Genomic DNA, 20332 nt, shown 5'->3' on the forward strand with positions numbered 1-20332 from the left:
TTTATTTCACTTTTAAGACTGAAACGTGAGCTTCATCATAAGGAATTCCTGATTTAACTATCGAAAAACATTGTTTTAATAGTTTATTGGAAACTGCGATTAATGCTAGTTTTTTACTCTTTCCTTTGTTGGTTATTCGTTCAAATATTGCTGCACAACCCTTATTATGTTTATAGGCGCTAAAAGAACATAAGAAAAGTAAATTCCGTAATTTTCTATTACCAACTTTGCTTATTCTGGCTCTACCTCTTACACTGCTTCCACTTTCTCTAATTGTGGGTGTTATTCCTGCATAACTACACAATTGTGATGACGTCTCAAACTTCTTAAAACCATCTGTAACTACTATTAAAAACAACGCTGTCTTCAAACCAATACCAGGAATACTTTGCAATAGCGTCAACTGTTTTTGATGTTCTTTCTTTACTAAAGACAACAATTTATGCTCTATTCCTTTTAACTCTTTATCTAAATATTTAAGCGTTCGTTTTAGTGAACGATACACATAAGGTGATGGGATTCCTAAAACTTTTTCGCCGTGAATTTTGTTTTTTGTAGCCGTTCTTATTTTTAATTGATTATCCATCAAGCGAAACAACTGCAAACATTCACTTTGAACATCTGTAAGTGCAGTATAAAAAGGTACTTCTTGGGTTAATCCATAATTACAAATCGCTTTTGCATCAGCCTTATCCGTTTTTATCTTTGCTAATTTCATCTGTACAAATCGCTTGATAGACAAAGGATTTACAACTGAAACACAAATACCTTGCTTGTACAAAAACTGAGCAAACCTGTAATGATAATAACCTGTAGCCTCCATAACTACTAAACTATTTTTGGGTAGTAATTTGCGAAACTTTTTAAAGCCTAATTCATCATTCTTGAATTGTAAATGACCTTGTATACTACCATAACAATCGAAGACATTTTTACTAATGTCAATTCCAAAAATTTCACTATATTTATTCATAAGAAAATGTTTTATGAAAGAATAACCTACTGGAATCACAACAACTTAAAATCGAGATCTAAAGTCTCACAGAACTGAACGTAATTTTAGTAGAAAAGAGAGAGGATTATCAGTGTTGTCTGAGTCTAAACTCAACCGTATATAGTAACCTTAATTCTCTCTTTTATTCTTTCTGATTAAGTATCAAATTTATTAAAAGACAAACTTAAGCCGTATAAAATTAATTGCTAGTAAAAGCTCACTTGGGAAATTCCTTCGGAATTTCGCCGTTCGTGATTAATCTAGTAAATTAGTTACTTAAAACACGCAACTAATCTTATACAACAACGTTGCCAACAATACGAAAAACCCGCGAAACTGTTTTTAGGATTTTAAATTTAACTGTAAAAAAATTACGGCTATGTAATATATTATATTATATTTGGCAAAAAATAAGTAATTGTGATAACAAAATTTTCAGTAACAAATTTCAAAGGTTTTAACGAAGAATTCGTCTTAAATTTAAATGACACAAACGGTTATAACTTTAATGTTGATAGTGTAAAAAATGGCGTAGTTAATAACGCTATTGTTTATGGTAAAAATGGTGTTGGTAAATCAAATTTAGGTTTAGCTATTTTTGATATAATAAGTCATTTAACAGATAAAGAGACAAATGAATCTTTATATGAAAATTATGTAAACGCTAATAATAAATCGGAAGAGGTAAAATTTCATTATGAATTTTTATTTAACTCTAAAAAAGTTGTTTACGAATATGTCAAAACTGATTTTCAATCAATTAAATCAGAGAAATTATTAATTGATGAAAAAACTTTCGTATGCATTGATAAAAGCAACAACGAACTAGTAATTAATTTTAAAGGAGCCGAAAATCTTAAAACAAATATTCCAGAAAAATTATCTCTTTTAAAATATATAAAAAACAATACTATTTTAGATAATAATCCAGACAATGATGCTTTTCATGAGTTTTTCAATTTTGTTGAAAAGATGTTGTTTTTCAGGTCTTTAGAAGACCGTATATACCTAGGATTACAAGTAGGAACAAAATCAATATCTCAAGATATAATTGATAGAGATAATGTTTCTGACTTAGAAGAGTTTTTAAATACTGCTGGTATAGAATGTAAACTATCAGTAATAAAAGAATCTGAAAAAAAGTTCTTGCCTTTGATTTTGGAAATAAAAAAATTGAATTATTTAGAATCGCTTCACAAGGTACTAGGGCACTTGTTCTTTTTTATTACTGGCTTCAAAGAATAAAGGAAAATTCAAAAGTTTCTTTTTTATTCATTGATGAATTTGATGCTTTTTATCATCATGAACTTTCAGGTCTAATTGTTGAAAAATTAAAAGAAACTGGTGTCCAATTTATTTTAACCACTCATAACACTTCAATTATGACAAATGATTTATTAAGACCTGATTGTTATTTTATAATGGATAACAAACACATAAAATCTTTTTCAAAATCAAATAAAAAGGAGCTAAGAGAAGCTCATAATATTGAAAAAATGTATAAAGCAGGTTTATTCAATGTCTAAAAAATTATTTATTTTTGAGGGTCAAAATACCGAAATTAATATAACAAAGAATCTTTCAGATAAATTCTCTGAATCATTTACTGATATTTTCACAAGTAATGATGTTAAGTGTGCTTATTGCACTACAATTTATGATTTATATAAAAAAATTTCTGAAGATGAATATTTAGACATATTCATGCTTTTAAAAGAAAAAGAATTCAACAAAGAAACACTTAAAGATTATAATAGTTCAGATTTTTCTGAAATATATTTGTTTTTTGACTATGATGGACATGCTCCAATTGCTAATGATAATAAACTATTAGAAGTTTTAGGATTATTTAATGAAGAAACAGAACATGGAAAAATATTCATTAGTTATCCAATGGTTGAGGCTTTAAAACATTTTTCAAGTACAATTGATTTTAAAAATCTCAAAGTTAAGGCTAAAGAAAACATTAATTACAAAAAAATTACAAATCTAAATTGTGATAATAAATATCGAGATTTTAACCAATATAATAAAACTATTTGGTTAGAACTTATAGAAGTACATTTGAAAAAATTGAATTTCATAATGAATAATGATTTTTCTATACCAAAGAACAATGTTTCCCAAAAAGATATTTTTCTTAAACAATTAGAAAAACATATCAATATTGATTCATCAATTGCTGTTTTAAGTGCTTTTCCTCTATTTTTATTTGATTACTATGGACTTCAAACTATTAAAGACTTAATTGAATCTAGAGACTTTTGAAAGTACTGTTGGCAACACCGTATATAATTTATTGCTTGGTTCTAGCCTACTTACGAAAATCCCCTCGAATTTTCTATTCGGTTTTTATTTGCTAACTTTAGTTTTTAAACCACGCAACAAACCATATACGTATTCCAAGATCAAATCCTAATAAAATTTAGTTTTTATTTTAAGCAGCATAATTTTGAAGAACAACATACGGTGTTCCTCTTTTAACTACTGCAAAAGCTCTCGCTATTAGTTTGTTTCTAACATTATTTATTGCTAACATTTTATCTTTTCCTTCTGCTAACTTTTTTTGATAATACAATTTTAGTTCGCTATCATGTTGTATTGCAGAAACACTTGCCATACTTAGTAAACTTTTCATCTTTCTATCTCCTAAATAATGACATTGTTTTCGTCTATGAATACTTGTACCAGAGCGATGCTCAAAAGGTGCAGTTCCACAATAACTGGAGAAAGCACGCCAACTTTTAAAACGTGTAAAGTTACCTGTATGATAAATTAATTGACAAGCAACCACAAGACCAATCCCTTTCATACTTTTTAATAATTCGTAGTTTTTACTCATAGAAATATCATCAAAAATTATTTCTTCAATTCTAATTTCTATTGCCTTTACTTGCTTAGATAAATAGTCAATACTTCGCTTTAAACTGATACAACCTAAATCTGTTGTAGAGCTTGTTAAAAGCTCTTTCATCTCTTTTAAAGTACCTTTTAAACCCGCGTTATTTCTAACTAACTGATCTCTTAAAGCTAACAATCTACCTAACTCTAAATGAGAGCTACTTTTAACAGTACTTGGAGTTAACTCTTCTCTGTAAAGCCAACCATATCTTGCTATTACTTGAGCATCTAGTTTATCTGTTTTCTCTTTTACAATCCCTGAAGAACGCTTAATTTTTAACGGACTTTCCTCAACATAAACTACTTTCTTACTATGCAAATAAAGCGCAAGTTTTAAGGAATAATAACCTGTATTCTCAAAACAATAAAAAACAGCACTTTCTTTTGTTGCTTGTAAAACCCATTTTAAGAGGCTTTTGTAACCAACTAAATCGTTCTTAAACTCTTTATGAACTTGGGCATGATAACAATAAGCATCAATCGTCTTTTTTGATACATCAATTCCTACTACTTCTCTGTAATTTTTCATATTTTTACAATTAGAGTGAATAAATATGTTGCAAAAACTACTTCCTTTATCGGGATTTTTTAAACCTGGTATTCCAAATGGTTCTTTGCAACTTTATAACAACAGAGGACTCGTACGTGTAAGGGAACTACAATTCTAAAACACGTTATAGTTCTCCTCTGTTATTACATAAAGATATTTATTACAAACTAAAGAAACACGTTGCCATTAATACGAAAAAACTTTGTGGATTGAATAATTTGTACTAACTTTGTAATTACAAATGTAAATTATGGAAACAGCAATTATAAAAATCGGAAATTCTAAAGGTCTACGTTTAAGCAAGACTGTTTTGGAAAAGTATAATATTAAAGACAAAGTCGAAATGATTTTGGAAAAAGGACAAATAATCCTAAAACCAATTAGTAGTCCGAGAAAAAACTGGGGAAAAGCATTTGAAGAGATGCGTGAAAATAATGACGACCGATTATTATTCAATGATGTTTTTGAGGACGAAAATTTTGAGGAATGGAATTAGAGCAATATTCAATCGTACTCGTAAATCTTGACCCAACAATTGGTAGTGAAATTAAAAAAACAAGACCTTGTGTGATTGTTTCACCTAACGAGATAAATAAGTTTTTAAGAACAATCGTAGTTGCGCCAATGACGACTAACTTAAAAAATTATCCGACCAGAATTAAAGTAAAACATAACGGAAAGAAAGGAATGATTGCAATTGACCAAATCCGGACAATTGACAAATCTCGAATATTAAAAACGTTTGACCAATTATCGAAATCTGAAATACAGAAATGTAAAGATGTTATCAGAGAAACTTTTGTCGATTAAAACTGAATTTTGAACAAAAAAATGAAAAGTACTAATGGCAACAAAGTACTGTGGTAAAAAACAAGTAAAAACTCATTAATTTTGCACTAAAGTACTTTTATAGTTGTTATCATATATTAATCCTGATTTTGCAATTGCAAAAGCCTGTTTTAGTAACTTATTACATACTGCTATTAATGCTAGTTTTTTACTCTTCCCTTTGGCAACAATTCGATCATAAAGTGCCTTACAAGCTTTGTTATATTTACAAGCATTAAAACTGCACATAAATAATAAATTTCGCAGCTTTTGGTTGCCTATTTTACTAATTCTCGGACGTCCTTTTACGCTACTTCCACTTTGCCTAATAATGGGAGTTAAGCCTGCATAACTACACAACTCTTTTGCACTTGTAAATCTCTCAAATCCATCTGTTAAAACAACTAACATTAGAGCTGTCTTATCTCCTATTCCTGGTATACTTTTTAAGCTAATTAAAACTTCTTGATGCTCTTGTTTTACTAAAATTAATAATTTATCCTCTAAACTTTTCATCTGTTTTTCAAGATATTTTAAACTTTGTTTTAAAGAACTTACAACTGCTTTACTTGGTGTACCTAAAACCAATTCGCCATGAATCTTGTTTTTTAGCATTGTGCTCTGTTTTGTATAGGTAGAAAGGAGTCTAGTCATTTGTAAACATTCTAATTGATGCTTTGAATTACCTTTCCATAATTTTAATTCTACTTGTTTTGCATACTCACAAATTAATCTCGAATCACTCTTATCTGTCTTAATCTTTGACAATTTCATCTGAATAAATCTTTTTACAGATAATGGATTTTCTACTGATAATTGAAAACCAGATTCTTGTAAATAATAAGCCAATTGATAATGATAATAGCCCGTGGCTTCCATTACACAATGACTATCAGAACCTAAGAGTTTTACAAGCTTTTTAAAACCTGTAATACTGTTTTTAAATTGGTAATAATTACCTCCTGAATCTGTAACATCAAAAACTAAATGACTGACGTCAATCCCAAAATATTTTGTGTCTTTAATCATAAGAAAGTGTTTTGTGAAAGGACAATCTACGCGAGTTTCAACGACTTAAAATCGAGGTCTAAATAGCCTCATAGAACTGTACGAAATCTGTGTAGAAAAGAGAGGGGATTTTCAATGTTGACGAAGTCTTGGCTTCTGCGTGTATAATAACCTTATTCCTCTCTTTTGTGCTTTCTGTTTATAAATCTAATTTAATGTTTTACAAACTTAAGACGTGTATAATTCATTGCTAGTTATAGCCTACTTACGAAAGTCCTCGCGGACTTTCTATCTGTGATTTATTTGCTAACTTTAGTGCTTAAACCACGCAACGAAATCATACACAAAACCGTTGGGTGTAATTAAAAAATCGAGATAAACTTGGTGTTTTTACCAAAAATTGGTAACTTTGAGTAAATTTATATAAAATGAAAAATACATCAATATCACTCGGGAATTATTTTGACCAATTTGTGAGTTCACAAGTTACTGTTGGAAGATATAAAAATGTAAGTGAGGTAATTCGTGCAGGACTTCGACTTTTAGAAAATGAAGAAAGTAAAGTAATTGCTTTAAGAAATGCAATACAAGAAGGTTTAAACAGTCCAATAGTTGAAAACTTTGACTTCGAAGAAAATCTAAGAAAATTAAAAGCCGAAAAAAGAAAGAATGGCTAAAGTTAATATAAGACAAAAAGCCAATGATGACTTAAATGACATTTGGAGTTATACTTTTGAAAATTGGTCTGAAAATCAAGCTGACAAATATTATATGATGCTCAAACTATCTTGTGAAAATATCGGAGAAAATCCAGAAATTGGGAAAGTATATAACGGAATAAGTAAAAATTTACTCGGGCTTAAATCGGGAAAACACATAATATTTTATTACTCAATTTCTGTAAATGAAATTGAAGTTGTTAGAATATTACACGAAAGAATGGATTTGAAAAATAAATTGACGGAATAAAAAACTACACCCAACAAAGAAAATTAAAAGCCGAAAAAAGAAAGAATGGCTAAAGTTAATATAAGACAAAAAGCCAATGATGACTTAAATGACATTTGGAGTTATACTTTTGAAAATTGGTCTGAAAATCAAGCTGACAAATATTATATGATGCTCAAACTATCTTGTGAAAATATCGGAGAAAATCCAGAAATTGGGAAAGTATATAACGGAATAAGTAAAAATTTACTCGGGCTTAAATCGGGAAAACACATAATATTTTATTACTCAATTTCTGTAAATGAAATTGAAGTTGTTAGAATATTACACGAAAGAATGGATTTGAAAAATAAATTGACGGAATAAAAAACTACACCCAACAAAGAACTGAGTTAAAAACCAAACAAATTCTTCATTAAATTTAGGCAATAGTCTTCTAGCATTGTTGAAGTAGAATAAATCTCCTTTGGTCGATTTATTTCCAATTCAACAAGCTAAAATTATCATTATAACTTTTATTTTTTTATTTCACTTTTAAGACTGAAACGTGAGCTTCATCATAAGGAATTCCTGATTTAACTATCGAAAAACATTGTTTTAATAGTTTATTGGAAACTGCGATTAATGCTAGTTTTTTACTCTTTCCTTTGTTGGTTATTCGTTCAAATATTGCTGCACAACCCTTATTATGTTTATAGGCGCTAAAAGAACATAAGAAAAGTAAATTCCGTAATTTTCTATTACCAACTTTGCTTATTCTGGCTCTACCTCTTACACTGCTTCCACTTTCTCTAATTGTGGGTGTTATTCCTGCATAACTACACAATTGTGATGACGTCTCAAACTTCTTAAAACCATCTGTAACTACTATTAAAAACAACGCTGTCTTTCAAACCAATACCAGGAATACTTTGCAATAGCGTCAACTGTTTTTGATGTTCTTTCTTTACTAAAGACAACAATTTATGCTCTATTCCTTTTAACTCTTTATCTAAATATTTAAGCGTTCGTTTTAGTGAACGATACACATAAGGTGATGGGATTCCTAAAACTTTTTCGCCGTGAATTTTGTTTTTTGTAGCCGTTCTTATTTTTAATTGATTATCCATCAAGCGAAACAACTGCAAACATTCACTTTGAACATCTGTAAGTGCAGTATAAAAAGGTACTTCTTGGGTTAATCCATAATTACAAATCGCTTTTGCATCAGCCTTATCCGTTTTTATCTTTGCTAATTTCATCTGTACAAATCGCTTGATAGACAAAGGATTTACAACTGAAACACAAATACCTTGCTTGTACAAAAACTGAGCAAACCTGTAATGATAATAACCTGTAGCCTCCATAACTACTAAACTATTTTTGGGTAGTAATTTGCGAAACTTTTTAAAGCCTAATTCATCATTCTTGAATTGTAAATGACCTTGTATACTACCATAACAATCGAAGACATTTTTACTAATGTCAATTCCAAAAATTTCACTATATTTATTCATAAGAAAATGTTTTATGAAAGAATAACCTACTGGAATCACAACAACTTAAAATCGAGATCTAAAGTCTCACAGAACTGAACGTAATTTTAGTAGAAAAGAGAGAGGATTATCAGTGTTGTCTGAGTCTAAACTCAACCGTATATAGTAACCTTAATTCTCTCTTTTATTCTTTCTGATTAAGTATCAAATTTATTAAAAGACAAACTTAAGACGTATAAAAAAAATTGCTAGATTAGTACTAAAATAAAGGCAGTTGCATTTTTATCAACTTCTGAATTTCCTTCGGAAATTCCTCGCTGACAAAACCGCAACTTTCCTTATACAACAACGTTAGCAAACATTAAATACAGAAATTAGATAACAAACTTACTTTCATGAAAAAAACTACTTTATTATTTTTTGTTCTAGTGCTAATATCTGGTTTTTCTTTTGCTCAACAAAGAACTACAGCTATAGTACAAGGAGAAAAAGTGCTAACAGAAAAAGAAATTAATCTTTTAAAAGAAAAGAAAAAATTAGTTAATAAAATTAATACAGCTCTAAAATCATACGAAAAAGCAAAACTTAACACTCCTTTGTTTATTAATTCTATTAAAACCGAATCTGAAATAGATAATTTACTTCACCTCTATTTTGACGCTAAAAGTACCGAAAATACTATTTATGCTGCTACAAAAAGGTTAGACCAATTAACTAACTCTAACTCCAACGTTTCTTCTCATCACAAAAGGAAGAAAGAAATAGATAAAATAATTAAAGATTTAAATTATCAAAGAAATAATATATCCAAGAAGAAACAAAAACAAAAAGTTACCAAAAGTAAAATTGATTTTTTAGCTAAAGATTCAAAAGTTATTGAAAATAAATCAAAAATATTAGAAGAAAAAAATGATAAAAAACTTGACTTTTTAAGTAACTATAATAAAAAAGCTAAATTAAAATCTATAGATGATTTTATTTCTAAATCAAAATCAAGTAAAAGAACAAGTGATTTTTTATCATCTTCTGGCAACTTAAAAGGAAAAATAGAATATAGAGAAAATACGCAAGGTGTTATAAATGATAAAGGAGAAATTCTTATTCCATTTAAAAATTGGAAAATTATAGAATATAAATCAGGTATAGCATTAGTAAGTATTAGCCTGGAAAGTTATTATGAAAAATGCTACGGTACTCGAGGAGGTGAATATTCTGCAAATGCTGGCAAAACAGGTTACGTAGATAAAAACGGAAAATTTATTGATGGTTATAAAATTACTTTTGGTGGAGGGTGGTTCGAAAGAGCAGTAGTAATACTTCAAAAAGGTGAAGATAATAGAAGCAATGCTGAAAAAAAGCTGCTGAAAATAGACGTAAAAGAAAAGAAGAGTTAGCTTATGAAAAGTGTAGAGCTTTGTATATTAACTGGAAAACTGAAATAATAAAAAAATACGATTAAAATGATGAAAAATTTAATTCTAACTTTTATACTTATACTTTTTACTGTTACTACAGTAATGAGTCAAAATATTAGCACTGCAACTAAAAATAAAGTTCGTGTAAAATTTATTGCCGCAGAGAAACTGTATTCAGAAAAAAGCTATGATGATGCCTTAAGTAAAATAAATGAAATAGAAGGCTTACTAGGTTCAATTATTTTACCCACTGCTTTAAATTTAAAAATTAAAGTACTTGTTGGCTTAGAAAAATATGTAGATGCAGAAAAAGAATTAAATATTTTACAAAATAAAGAATTAGACGAAGCTATCATAAATGATATGGCTGTCTACGAAGAAATAATAAGCTCTAAAATCAAAGAGGTTTATAAAGAAAAACAACGTGCTATTACAAAACAAAAAGCAAAAGAAAAAGAAGAAAACAGGCTAAAAAAACAAAAGGAAATTTTTAAAAAAGAAAGATTAAAAGCTAAAGGAAAATATATAGACGGTTTAGGAAAAGTAGTATATCATAATAATAAATATGGCGTTATTAACGAGTTTGGTGATGAAATAATTCCTTTTGAATACGATAAATTAGTTTTTGAGGTTGATGGGAAAAAGTTAGATCCAAAAAAATAATTTTAGCAAAAAAAATATCTGCAGGCAAAAGTGAGTATAACTCATGGGGAGTTATTAATAGCAAAAATCAAGTTATTCTAAATTTTAAATACAAATTTTTACATTATACAAGTGGCAATTTATTACCCCTAGTTAAGCAAAGTATAAGCGGTAATGATGACAAAGTTAAATTAATTAACCTAGTAACTTCTATGCTTATTAAAACAACTTATAGAGATACTCCATCCAAAACTATTTTACCTAATGTTTTTAGAATTGAAAAAGCTCATCGAGAGGAGTTTTTAATTGATGAAAATGGTAAAAATTTGTTTAAAAACGGAGCTAGTTTTAATAGTATTGATTATGACGAAGATGTTGAGAAATGGGTTTTTAACAAAAAAAATAATGCAGCTATGTATTCTAAAAATTTAGATAGAATAATTGTGCCGTTTGGTATTTATTCTAAAATAGATTTCAGAATAAGTGGATATGCTGAAGTTCGTAGAATCGGTCATGGTTTTAGGACACTTGGGTATATTAACGACAGAGGTCAAGTAGTTATTCAACCAACATCCAACTATAAAAAAAGAAATAGGTTGTATCGGAATCTTACAAAAAATTAACATTTGCTAACAAAGTACTGTGGTAAAAAACAAGTAAAAACTCATTAATTTTGCACTAAAGTACCTTTATAGTTGTTATCATATATTAATCCTGATTTTGCAATTGCAAAAGCCTGTTTTAGTAACTTATTACATACTGCTATTAATGCTAGTTTTTTACTCTTTCCTTTGGCAACAATTCGATCATAAAGTGCCTTACAAGCTTTGTTATATTTACAAGCATTAAAACTGCACATAAATAATAAATTTCGCAGCTTTTGGTTGCCTATTTTACTAATTCTCGGACGTCCTTTTACGCTACTTCCACTTTGCCTAATAATGGGAGTTAAGCCTGCATAACTACACAACTCTTTTGCACTTGTAAAACGATCAAATCCATCTGTTAAAACAACTAACATTAGAGCTGTCTTATCTCCTATTCCTGGTATACTTTTTAAGCTAATTAAAACTTCTTGATGCTCTTGTTTTACTAAAATTAATAATTTATCCTCTAAACTTTTCATCTGTTTTTCAAGATATTTTAAACTTTGTTTTAAAGAACTTACAACTGCTTTACTTGGTGTACCTAAAACCAATTCGCCATGAATCTTGTTTTTTAGCATTGTGCTCTGTTTTGTATAGGTAGAAAGGAGTCTAGTCATTTGTAAACATTCTAATTGATGCTTTGAATTACCTTTCCATAATTTTAATTCTACTTGTTTTGCATACTCACAAATTAATCTCGAATCACTCTTATCTGTCTTAATCTTTGACAATTTCATCTGAATAAATCTTTTTACAGATAATGGATTTTCTACTGATAATTGAAAACCAGATTCTTGTAAATAATAAGCCAATTGATAATGATAATAACCCGTGGCTTCCATTACACAATGACTATCAGAACCTAAGAGTTTTACAAGCTTTTTAAAACCTGTAATACTGTTTTTAAATTGGTAATAATTACCTCCTGAATCTGTAACATCAAAAACTAAATGACTGACGTCAATCCCAAAATATTTTGTGTCTTTAATCATAAGAAAGTGTTTTGTGAAAGGACAATCTACGCGAGTTTCAACGACTTAAAATCGAGGTCTAAATAGCCTCATAGAACTGTACGAAATCTGTGTAGAAAAGAGAGGGGATTTTCAATGTTGACGAAGTCTTGGCTTCTGAGTGTATAATAACCTTATTCCTCTCTTTTGTGCTTTCTGTTTATAAATCTAATTTAATGTTTTACAAACTTAAGACGTGTATAATTAATGGCTGGTTATCGCCTACTTACGAAAATCCTCGCGGATTTTCTATTCGGTTTTTATTTGCTAAATTAGGTGTTTAAACACGCCACTAATCATACACAAAACCGTTGTGGTACATAAAACTCACTCTGCTGAAAAATCAATCTGAACTGAATTTATTCAAATATTTTCCTTAACTTTGTATCCAAGTAGATACAATATTTATGTTCTTTATTGAGAAAACATCTGAATTTGATAAGTGGTTAAGAAAGCTAAAAGATTTTAAGGCAAAAGCAAAAATCATATTCAGAATTCAAAAATTGGAAACTGACGAACATTTTGGCGACTGTAAAACAGTTGGAGATGGAATTCGGGAAATGCGAATAAATTTTGCGAAAGGTTATCGTGTTTACTTTAAAGAAAAAGACGGAAAAGTAATCGTTCTGCTAGTTGGTGGAGACAAATCAACTCAACAAAAAGACATTACGAAAGCAAAAGAAATTTGGAAAAAATTAAATAAATAGAAAATGGGAACTTCAAAATTTGAAATAGCTGATTATTTAGACAGTAAAGAAATGATTGCAGAATATCTCAATACTGTTTTAGAAGAAGGTAACAATACGGATGTGATTAATGCAATTGGACATATCGCAAAAGCAATCGGAATGACAAAAATTGCGGAGGAAACTGGTTTGAGCAGACCAAGTTTGTACAAAGCATTATCTGATGGAGCGAAACCTCAATTTGCGACAATTATGAAAGTATTAAAAGCAATCGGAGGACAAATACAAGTGAATCCAATGTCTGCTTAAAAAAATTACGACACCACAACAAAGTACTGTGGTAAAAAACAAGTAAAAACTCATTAATTTTGCACTAAAGTACTTTTATAGTTGTTATCATATATTAATCCTGATTTTGCAATTGCAAAAGCCTGTTTTAGTAACTTATTACATACTGCTATTAATGCTAGTTTTTTACTCTTTCCTTTGGCAACAATTCGATCATAAAGTGCCTTACAAGCTTTGTTATATTTACAAGCATTAAAACTGCACATAAATAATAAATTTCGCAGCTTTTGGTTGCCTATTTTACTAATTCTCGGACGTCCTTTTACGCTACTTCCACTTTGCCTAATAATGGGCGTTAAGCCTGCATAACTACACAACTCTTTTGCACTTGTAAAACGATCAAATCCATCTGTTAAAACAACTAACATTAGTGCTGTCTTATCTCCTATTCCTGGTATACTTTTTAAGCTTGTTAAAACTTCTTGATGCTCTTGTTTTACTAAAATTAATAATTTATCCTCTAAACTTTTCATCTGTTTTTCAAGATATTTTAAACTTTGTTTTAAAGAACTTACAACTGCTTTACTTGGTGTACCTAAAACCAATTCGCCATGAATCTTGTTTTTTAGCATTGTGCTCTGTTTTGTATAGGTAGAAAGGAGTCTCAGTCATTTGTAAACATTCTAATTGATGCTTTGAATTACCTTTCCATAATTTTAATTCTACTTGTTTTGCATACTCACAAATTAATCTCGAATCACTCTTATCTGTCTTAATCTTTGACAATTTCATCTGAATAAATCTTTTTACAGATAATGGATTTTCTACTGATAATTGAAAACCAGATTCTTGTAAATAATAAGCCAATTGATAATGATAATAACCCGTGGCTTCCATTACACAATGACTATCAGAACCTAAGAGTTTTACAAGCTTTTTAAAACCTGTAATACTGTTTTTAAATTGGTAATAATTACCCCCTGAATCTGTAACATCAAAAACTAAATGACTGACGTCAATCCCAAAATATTTTGTATCTTTAATCATAAGAGAGTGTTTTGTGAAAGGACAATCTACGCGAGTTTCAACGACTTAAAATCGAGGTCTAAATAGCCTCATAGAACTGTACGAAATCTGTGTAGAAAAGAGAGGGGATTTTCAATGTTGACGAAGTCTTGGCTTCTGAGTGTATAATAACCTTATTCCTCTCTTTTGTGCTTTCTGTTTATAAATCTAATTTAATGTTTTACAAACTTAAGACGTATATAATTTATTGCTAGTTCTAACCTACTTACGAAAATCCTCGCGGATTTTCTATTCAGTTTTTATTTGCTAAATTAGGTGCTTAAAACACGCCACTAATCATACACAAAAACGTTAGCTTTAATGCTGACCCGTCCTGAAATAAGGCTACATAATTTTAAACATTATGTATAGAAATGACAAAGTAATTAGACGGTATTCAGAACCTTTTAAACTAAAAATTTTAGTTGAACTCACAACCGGAAAACACACAATGAGCGAACTATGTAAACTCTACTCTATTGCGCCAACAACAGTTAATGAGTGTATTAAAAAGTATAATCGTAAAGACTTAATTAAAGCTGATTAAAAATCTAAGGGATTTGCTTCTTTAACTACTATAACCCATTGTTTTGGACTTAAACGTGATGCGTATTACAAATACAAATCATATTGAAAAAATAAACTAAATTTACCTGAACTTACGATTTAAAAACTGACCTAGTTCAAAATCTTTTTTTGTCTTCTTAACGGCTAAAAAAATCTTTTGAACGGTATAAATTAACCTGAAAAAAGGTCAACCTATATCAGTAAAATACAATTTAGTAAAATATTTTAAAAAAATAAAAATGCCTGTTACCAAAAAGTAACAGGCATTTCATCCAACTAAAACTAACTAAACTATTTTTCCAATTTCTTTTTCATAATATTTTAGAAATTATAAGTTATTGTTGCTTTCGCAAAAAATGGTGCTCCAGGTGTAAAATGAATTTCTTCAACTGAATTTGCTTCATTTTGTAATCTACTTTCCGTTGCAAATTGAGTTTCGTTCCACGCAACATCAAACAAGTTTTCTACAGAAACTCCAAAAGTAATGTCTTCCATTTTATAATTGATGTTTAAATCGCTTATAAAATACCCTTTTGCAGTTATCGAATTATCTTCATTTGCAGCTCTATCAGCTAAATACCTGTATCTAAATCCGCCAGAAAAATTTCCTAAATCAGTAAAAGTTAAACCACCAGACATTGTAAAATTTGGCGCTAATGGAATATAATCTTCACCAGAAACTGCTTCTAAACTTCTTGCTTTTGTAATTGTTGCATCTGTATCAAAATAGATCTGATCTGTAATTTGATAACGAGCACCAAAATCGATTCCAAAACGCTCAGATTTTCCTGATGGTTCTACAATACCTGCATCACCAACATACACAAATTCTTCTTCAGAAAACAAATACCAAACAGCAGTATTTAACACTAATTTTTTTGCTGGTTTCCAGATATTTCCTAAATCTAAACCATAAGCTCTTGGTAAAACTTTATCAGCATTTTGTTGTAAAACAACTCTTGCATCATTAGAATGAAATCCAATTCCAGATTTTAAAAACCATTGTAAATTATCATTTAGAGAATATAAAAAATTCAACTTCGGATTTACAATTACTTTTGTTTTACTCAATGTTTCGTATGCTGTACTTACGTTATCATTATATAAAAACTTAAAATAATCTAAACGAATTGCTGGTGAAATTTTAAATTTACCAATCTCAAATTCAGAATTAAAAAAAGCATACATATTTGTTTGTTGTACATCTCCAAATTGAATTCTATTTAACAACTGACTCCTATTTTTTGTATGAGATAATTCGTTATCCTTTATATTGTCAAAACGTAATCCTACACCTTTTGTAAACTTAGCTTCCACATTACCATACTTTTTTTCTGTAATAATTTTTGCATTCATTCCAAAAATATTTCTATCTTCAAATTGCTTAATTTGATCTCCGTTTATTGCATCATCCAAGAAAAAGGTAAAATTAGAATACAACTCAAAATCATATTTAGAATAAAAAGTGTTTGCAATAAAAACAGCATCATTTTCAAGTGTTTTTTGTAATTGAATATTAATATTAGATCTAGAAGTAAATCCTCCTTCTGTATCATCTATTGCTCCAAATCGTGTTAAATTTCCATTAGCAACTTCCCTTTCCGGAATTTGGCCAGAAGCATCCCAACTACTTGTAAAATGAGATGCAGAAATAGTTAACTTATCTTTTCCGTTTAAAAAGGTATTGTATTTTGCAAATAAATTGAATCTATTAAAATTCTGTGGCGACTCAAAAGGACCATCTGTTTCTATATATTCTACAGCAACATAGGCATCGTCTTTTTTAGAATTTTCTAATAAATTAAACATACCAACTGTTCTTAGTGAGTTAAAATCTCCATAACCAATAGAAACAAGATTCTTATTAATAGCTGTTTTCGTAGAAAAATTAACATAACCAGCTGTGTTAAAATCACCTTGATTAGCATAATAAGGGCCTTTACCAAAATCGATATTTTTAATGGTTTCCGGAATTACGAAATGCAAATCTGAATAACCTTGACCATGTGCATGAGAAACCATATTAATTGGCATACCATCTACAGAAAGCGTAATATCTGTTCCATGATCTATATCAAAACCTCTTAAAAAAATTTGTTCTGCCTTACCTCCTCCTGCATGTTGCCCAATAAATAAACCTGATACTTTTCTTAAAATTTCTTGAGAATTGTTAACAGGGTTTAAGTCTAAATCTACTCTAGCAATCGTTTGTAAAGCATTAATTTCTTTTCGCAAAACCAACTCTTCTAATTGAAAAATTTTTGTTGTTAAAATGATGGTTATTCCGTTTTGTAAATGTTGTTTTGTAACATTTATAATTTTCTTTTCAAAACCTAAAACACTTATTTGTATTGTATTATTTACTGCTGTTTTTTCTATTATAAACCCACCGTTTTCATTGGTATGCGTATGTGTATTTGATGATTTATTTACAACATACACGTTTTCTAAAGGGTCATTAAACTGGTCTGTTATTCTACCTTTTAAGTCTTGAGAAAATCCTTTGATACAAAAAGCAAAAAGAAGAAAAAATATGATTTTATGAGTCATTTTATTATTTTTTTGCAAATTTATATATTCTTGATTTCATTTTCTGTTAAAGGACCTAATTCATATATTGCTCCTAACAATTCTTTCTTTAATTCTTGTGCTTTAAGATTATTTCCGTTCGCTTTTAAAATATTTACAGTATGCAATAAAGCTTCTGGTTCAAAAGTTTTACCAATTACATGGTTTTTAGAAATTTCAAGAGCTTTTATTGTTTTACCGTTTTTATAATAAGCCCATGCTAATAAATCATAAGATTGTGCTGTTGGTCTTGCTTTTACTTCTTCTTTAGCAATTTCTAATGCTTTTTGTTTTTGTAAGTTATTATCCGCAAACAATAAAACATTGGATTTTGCATACATTGCTCCATATTTTTGGTTTGCAACTTTAGTTAAATACTTTTTAATTTCTTTTTCTTTTTCTGCAATATTTCCCACATAATCTGCTATTTCTGCTCTCAATAAATGATAATCTGGAGCTGAGTTTTCAGAAACTACCGTTTCTAAAATTCTTAAAGCTTCATTAGGATTACGTTCATAAGAATAAACGATCCAAGCAATTCCTTTTTTTGCATAACTATTATTCGGATTTATTTTTAAAGCATTTAAATAAGCATTGTAAGAATCTTTAATTCTGCCTGCATGACCATAATAATCTGCTAAATTTGTATAATTCCATTGGATTAAATTTTGATTTTTAGAAGATTTTGCAATTTTTAAAGCTTTCTCTAAATATTTAATAGCATTGTCTAAATTACCTATATGATCGTTGTATTTAGAAACTCTAATTAAATAATCAAAATCTTTAAAGTTTTTTACTTTTGATAAATAACTTTCTACTTTTTTTAGGTTTCCAATTTCTAAATACACATCAATTAACATATAATGAGTTTGTAATAAACTTTCTCCATTATACTCCGCTTTTGTTAGTAGCTCTAAAGCTTCCTTAAAACGATGTTGAGATATATAATTTTTAGATAAACTTCTTAAATAACCTACATTATTAAAATTTGTTTTTTTATTTGCTAAAAGTAAATTCTCTTCAGCATTTTTTAGTTGATTGATATCTCCTGTTAATTGAAAAATTTGAGAATTTGCACTTGCTAATTTTGAGTTGTAAGGATATTGACTTGGTGTTTTGTCTAATTTATTTTTCCAGAAATTCAACTCCTTGTTTGCCTTTTTTAAAGATGCATTTTCATCAATATTTAAATAAGTTTGGTAATCTCTTGGATTTGTTATTTGTTTAGTTTTATTTTTATTGCAACTTATTGCGATAGAAAAAGTTACAAACAATAAAATTAGTTGGATATTTTTCATAATTTGTAGTTTTAGGTTTTAATAAACTGGCGTAAATTGTAATACACCAGTTTATGAGTAAGTATATTTTATTTATTTTACCAAGGTGAAGCTAAATAAGGAAAAGAGGTTAAAAACTCTTTGTCGTTTGCATCTACATTATCATTTGATAAGTTTGGATTTTCTGTAAAATCTTCACCACCAAAAATCAATAATAATTCTACAGTAATTACATCGTCTGCTAAAGCTCTACCTGTTAAAACATTTGTACCATCATAGAAAGTTGTAGTGCCATCTAAAGAAACATTTAAAACGTCTGTTGCTAACAAACCTGTAAATGTAGCAGCATCTAAACCTAATGCATTTTTATCTCCAGAATTTGCATAAGCAGGACTTAAACTGGTTAAATTAGCTTCGAACATAGATTGAAACGCTGCTCCTTGTTTAGAAGGTATCGTAGTATTAAATCTATCTTTACTAGATGAGGAAACGAAAACTGTATTTACAGCAGGTCTACCCATTTGATCTTTTACTCTATAAGTTCCTGCAAATTCAGATTCTATAACAGTGTTAACCATTACTTCATTCTCATTATCAGAACAGCTTGCTAAAAAAATAGATAGCATAAAAATTGAAAGGTATTTTATATTTTTTAAATTCATAATATTGTGTTTTAAGTTGTTAAATTTATTATTGTTTCACTTTTGCTTGTACCCAAGTATTAATTGCCCCAGAGCCTCCAATTGCACTTTTAGGTACTTCAACTACTATCGATAATACATTAGACCCTGCAAAAGTATCTGAACCTGGATTACTAAAACCTGGTGCATTACCTGCTAAAATTTCTCCGTATCTAGCAAAATCCATAAAAAAAGGATCATCTCTTGGTCCTGCAAAAAAATTCATATTATTACTATTCTCAATAACAGCAGAAGATCCATAAGAAGAAATTAATACTTCAGATTTTGTTGCCATATCATCAATTTTACTATCGATACCTGTAATGCTTGGCACATAAGGCCCAAAGAAATACATTTTTTCCATTTTTAGGAATAGCTTGTATCACGTAATCTTCTACTTTATCATCATTTGTATCAATATTAAACTGAATCATTACGTTTTCATCAAAAGTTGCATCTGCTGTTGAAGAAGGACTTAACAAGCCTTGTACATTTGCTACAAAAACTAAATTATTTGTATCTTCTCCTTGAAATGCATAGAAATCTGTAATATCTGCACTTGTTCCACTTATTGCAGGTGCATCTATATGATCTGCTGCAATTGTAATTAAACCAATTATCGCTGAGAAAATGGTTACTACTAAAATTTTACTTTTTTTCATTGTGTGAGTTTTTAAGTTAATAATTAATTGAATCTCACTAATACTTACGAGAAGAATTGAAGTACGGTTTTAAAAAGTTTATTTTTTTTGATTTATTTTATAAATCCTTATAAACAAAGAG

21 protein-coding genes and 4 pseudogenes are annotated in these 20332 nt (G+C 29.0%); 15 read left to right on the forward strand and 10 right to left on the reverse strand.

Features of this window, described 5'->3' with window-relative positions; translation table 11 throughout:
- Nucleotide 1 precedes the first annotated feature (1 nt).
- Nucleotides 2–973: a transposase gene (locus N5A56_RS16345; protein ID WP_265724304.1), complete on the reverse strand. Its 972-nt coding sequence runs from the start codon at nt 971–973 to the stop codon at nt 2–4.
- Nucleotides 974–1414: 441 nt separating this feature from the next.
- Between N5A56_RS16345 and N5A56_RS16350 the strand changes: the two genes are divergently transcribed.
- From N5A56_RS16350 to N5A56_RS16355, 3 genes are read left to right on the forward strand one after another with little or no spacing between them, the layout of a single operon-like run.
- Nucleotides 1415–2239 (forward strand): ATP-binding protein, encoded by an 825-nt coding sequence (locus N5A56_RS16350; protein WP_265724449.1) that lies wholly within the window; start codon nt 1415–1417, stop codon nt 2237–2239.
- Nucleotides 2182–2520 (forward strand): AAA family ATPase, encoded by a 339-nt coding sequence (locus N5A56_RS17780; RefSeq protein WP_420793215.1) that lies wholly within the window; start codon nt 2182–2184, stop codon nt 2518–2520. Before N5A56_RS16350 ends, N5A56_RS17780 begins: the two co-directional genes overlap by 58 nt.
- On the forward strand, nt 2513–3262 hold the full coding sequence (locus tag N5A56_RS16355) for a hypothetical protein (RefSeq protein ID WP_265724448.1): 750 nt from the start codon (nt 2513–2515) through the stop codon (nt 3260–3262). Before N5A56_RS17780 ends, N5A56_RS16355 begins: the two co-directional genes overlap by 8 nt.
- A 169-nt stretch (nt 3263–3431) precedes the next feature.
- Here the strand turns inward: N5A56_RS16355 and N5A56_RS16360 are convergent, their stop codons facing one another.
- The gene (locus N5A56_RS16360; protein ID WP_265724292.1) at nt 3432–4424 is read right to left on the reverse strand and encodes an IS110 family RNA-guided transposase; all 993 of its coding nucleotides are present in this window, start codon (nt 4422–4424) and stop codon (nt 3432–3434) included.
- Nucleotides 4425–4695: 271 nt separating this feature from the next.
- Between N5A56_RS16360 and N5A56_RS16365 the strand changes: the two genes are divergently transcribed.
- Together N5A56_RS16365 and N5A56_RS16370 are read left to right on the forward strand one after the other, a co-directional pair.
- Nucleotides 4696–4941, forward strand: a complete 246-nt coding sequence (locus N5A56_RS16365) for an AbrB/MazE/SpoVT family DNA-binding domain-containing protein (protein WP_013549080.1) — start codon at nt 4696–4698, stop codon at nt 4939–4941.
- A complete protein-coding gene (locus N5A56_RS16370; protein ID WP_265724447.1) occupies nt 4932–5255 on the forward strand; it encodes a type II toxin-antitoxin system PemK/MazF family toxin in 324 nt (107 codons plus the stop codon). Before N5A56_RS16365 ends, N5A56_RS16370 begins: the two co-directional genes overlap by 10 nt.
- A gap of 75 nt (nt 5256–5330) precedes the next feature.
- Here the strand turns inward: N5A56_RS16370 and N5A56_RS16375 are convergent, their stop codons facing one another.
- Nucleotides 5331–6302 carry an IS110 family RNA-guided transposase gene (locus N5A56_RS16375; protein ID WP_265724446.1) on the reverse strand — a complete coding sequence of 324 codons (972 nt, stop codon included), beginning with the start codon at nt 6300–6302 and terminating at the stop codon, nt 5331–5333.
- A gap of 407 nt (nt 6303–6709) precedes the next feature.
- Here N5A56_RS16375 and N5A56_RS16380 point away from each other — a divergent pair, with 407 nt between their 5' ends.
- From N5A56_RS16380 to N5A56_RS16390, 3 genes are read left to right on the forward strand one after another with little or no spacing between them, the layout of a single operon-like run.
- The gene (locus N5A56_RS16380) at nt 6710–6958 is read left to right on the forward strand and encodes a type II toxin-antitoxin system ParD family antitoxin (RefSeq protein WP_265724445.1); all 249 of its coding nucleotides are present in this window, start codon (nt 6710–6712) and stop codon (nt 6956–6958) included.
- A complete protein-coding gene (locus N5A56_RS16385; protein WP_265724444.1) occupies nt 6951–7250 on the forward strand; it encodes a type II toxin-antitoxin system RelE/ParE family toxin in 300 nt (99 codons plus the stop codon). The genes N5A56_RS16380 and N5A56_RS16385 overlap by 8 nt, the downstream gene beginning before the upstream one ends.
- 45 nt (nt 7251–7295) lie before the next feature.
- Nucleotides 7296–7595, forward strand: coding sequence for a type II toxin-antitoxin system RelE/ParE family toxin (locus tag N5A56_RS16390; protein WP_265724444.1), 300 nt, complete (start codon nt 7296–7298; stop codon nt 7593–7595).
- A 157-nt stretch (nt 7596–7752) separates the two neighbouring features.
- On the opposite strand, the pseudogene N5A56_RS16395 reads toward N5A56_RS16390, so the two are convergent.
- A pseudogene (locus N5A56_RS16395) lies at nt 7753–8725 on the reverse strand (IS110 family transposase).
- Between the two features lie 374 nt (nt 8726–9099).
- On the opposite strand from N5A56_RS16395, the gene N5A56_RS16400 reads away from it, so the two are divergent.
- The 4 genes and pseudogenes from N5A56_RS16400 to N5A56_RS16410 all read left to right on the forward strand — a co-directional run bounded on the left by N5A56_RS16400 (nt 9100) and on the right by N5A56_RS16410 (nt 11384).
- A complete protein-coding gene (locus N5A56_RS16400; RefSeq protein ID WP_274270602.1) occupies nt 9100–10098 on the forward strand; it encodes a hypothetical protein in 999 nt (332 codons plus the stop codon).
- A gap of 66 nt (nt 10099–10164) precedes the next feature.
- A complete protein-coding gene (locus tag N5A56_RS16405; protein WP_274270603.1) occupies nt 10165–10782 on the forward strand; it encodes a BAR domain-containing protein in 618 nt (205 codons plus the stop codon).
- Nucleotides 10783–10835: 53 nt separating this feature from the next.
- A pseudogene (locus N5A56_RS17785) lies at nt 10836–10892 on the forward strand (hypothetical protein); the annotation flags it as partial.
- Nucleotides 10893–10973: 81 nt separating this feature from the next.
- On the forward strand, nt 10974–11384 hold the full coding sequence (locus N5A56_RS16410; RefSeq protein WP_274270604.1) for a hypothetical protein: 411 nt from the start codon (nt 10974–10976) through the stop codon (nt 11382–11384).
- Between the two features lie 44 nt (nt 11385–11428).
- Here the strand turns inward: N5A56_RS16410 and N5A56_RS16415 are convergent, their stop codons facing one another.
- Nucleotides 11429–12400 (reverse strand): IS110 family RNA-guided transposase, encoded by a 972-nt coding sequence (locus N5A56_RS16415; protein ID WP_265724441.1) that lies wholly within the window; start codon nt 12398–12400, stop codon nt 11429–11431.
- A 425-nt stretch (nt 12401–12825) separates the two neighbouring features.
- On the opposite strand from N5A56_RS16415, the gene N5A56_RS16420 reads away from it, so the two are divergent.
- Together N5A56_RS16420 and N5A56_RS16425 are read left to right on the forward strand one after the other, a co-directional pair.
- Entirely contained in the window at nt 12826–13125 is a 300-nt protein-coding gene (locus N5A56_RS16420; RefSeq protein ID WP_265724440.1) for a type II toxin-antitoxin system RelE/ParE family toxin, read from the forward strand.
- 3 nt (nt 13126–13128) lie between these two features.
- On the forward strand, nt 13129–13413 hold the full coding sequence (locus N5A56_RS16425; RefSeq protein WP_265724439.1) for an addiction module antidote protein: 285 nt from the start codon (nt 13129–13131) through the stop codon (nt 13411–13413).
- A 53-nt stretch (nt 13414–13466) separates the two neighbouring features.
- On the opposite strand, the pseudogene N5A56_RS16430 reads toward N5A56_RS16425, so the two are convergent.
- Nucleotides 13467–14439 (reverse strand): annotated as a pseudogene (locus tag N5A56_RS16430) (IS110 family RNA-guided transposase).
- Between the two features lie 382 nt (nt 14440–14821).
- Here N5A56_RS16430 and N5A56_RS16435 point away from each other — a divergent pair.
- The gene (locus tag N5A56_RS16435) at nt 14822–15004 is read left to right on the forward strand and encodes a hypothetical protein (protein WP_265724438.1); all 183 of its coding nucleotides are present in this window, start codon (nt 14822–14824) and stop codon (nt 15002–15004) included.
- Nucleotides 15005–15345: 341 nt separating this feature from the next.
- Here N5A56_RS16435 and N5A56_RS16440 read toward each other — a convergent pair whose 3' ends face one another.
- From N5A56_RS16440 to N5A56_RS16455, 4 genes and pseudogenes are all read right to left on the reverse strand, one after another.
- Nucleotides 15346–17574, reverse strand: coding sequence for a TonB-dependent receptor (locus tag N5A56_RS16440; protein ID WP_265724437.1), 2229 nt, complete (start codon nt 17572–17574; stop codon nt 15346–15348).
- Between the two features lie 20 nt (nt 17575–17594).
- The gene (locus N5A56_RS16445; protein WP_265724436.1) at nt 17595–18890 is read right to left on the reverse strand and encodes a tetratricopeptide repeat protein; all 1296 of its coding nucleotides are present in this window, start codon (nt 18888–18890) and stop codon (nt 17595–17597) included.
- A gap of 77 nt (nt 18891–18967) precedes the next feature.
- Nucleotides 18968–19531, reverse strand: coding sequence for a DUF4331 family protein (locus tag N5A56_RS16450; protein ID WP_265724435.1), 564 nt, complete (start codon nt 19529–19531; stop codon nt 18968–18970).
- 28 nt (nt 19532–19559) lie between these two features.
- Nucleotides 19560–20211, reverse strand: a pseudogene (locus N5A56_RS16455) (DUF4331 family protein).
- Nucleotides 20212–20332: the final 121 nt, after the last annotated feature.

Origin of the sequence: Polaribacter ponticola (assembly GCF_026191475.2) — a bacterium.
In the GTDB taxonomy this organism is placed as follows: Bacteria; Bacteroidota; Bacteroidia; order Flavobacteriales; family Flavobacteriaceae; genus Polaribacter; species Polaribacter ponticola.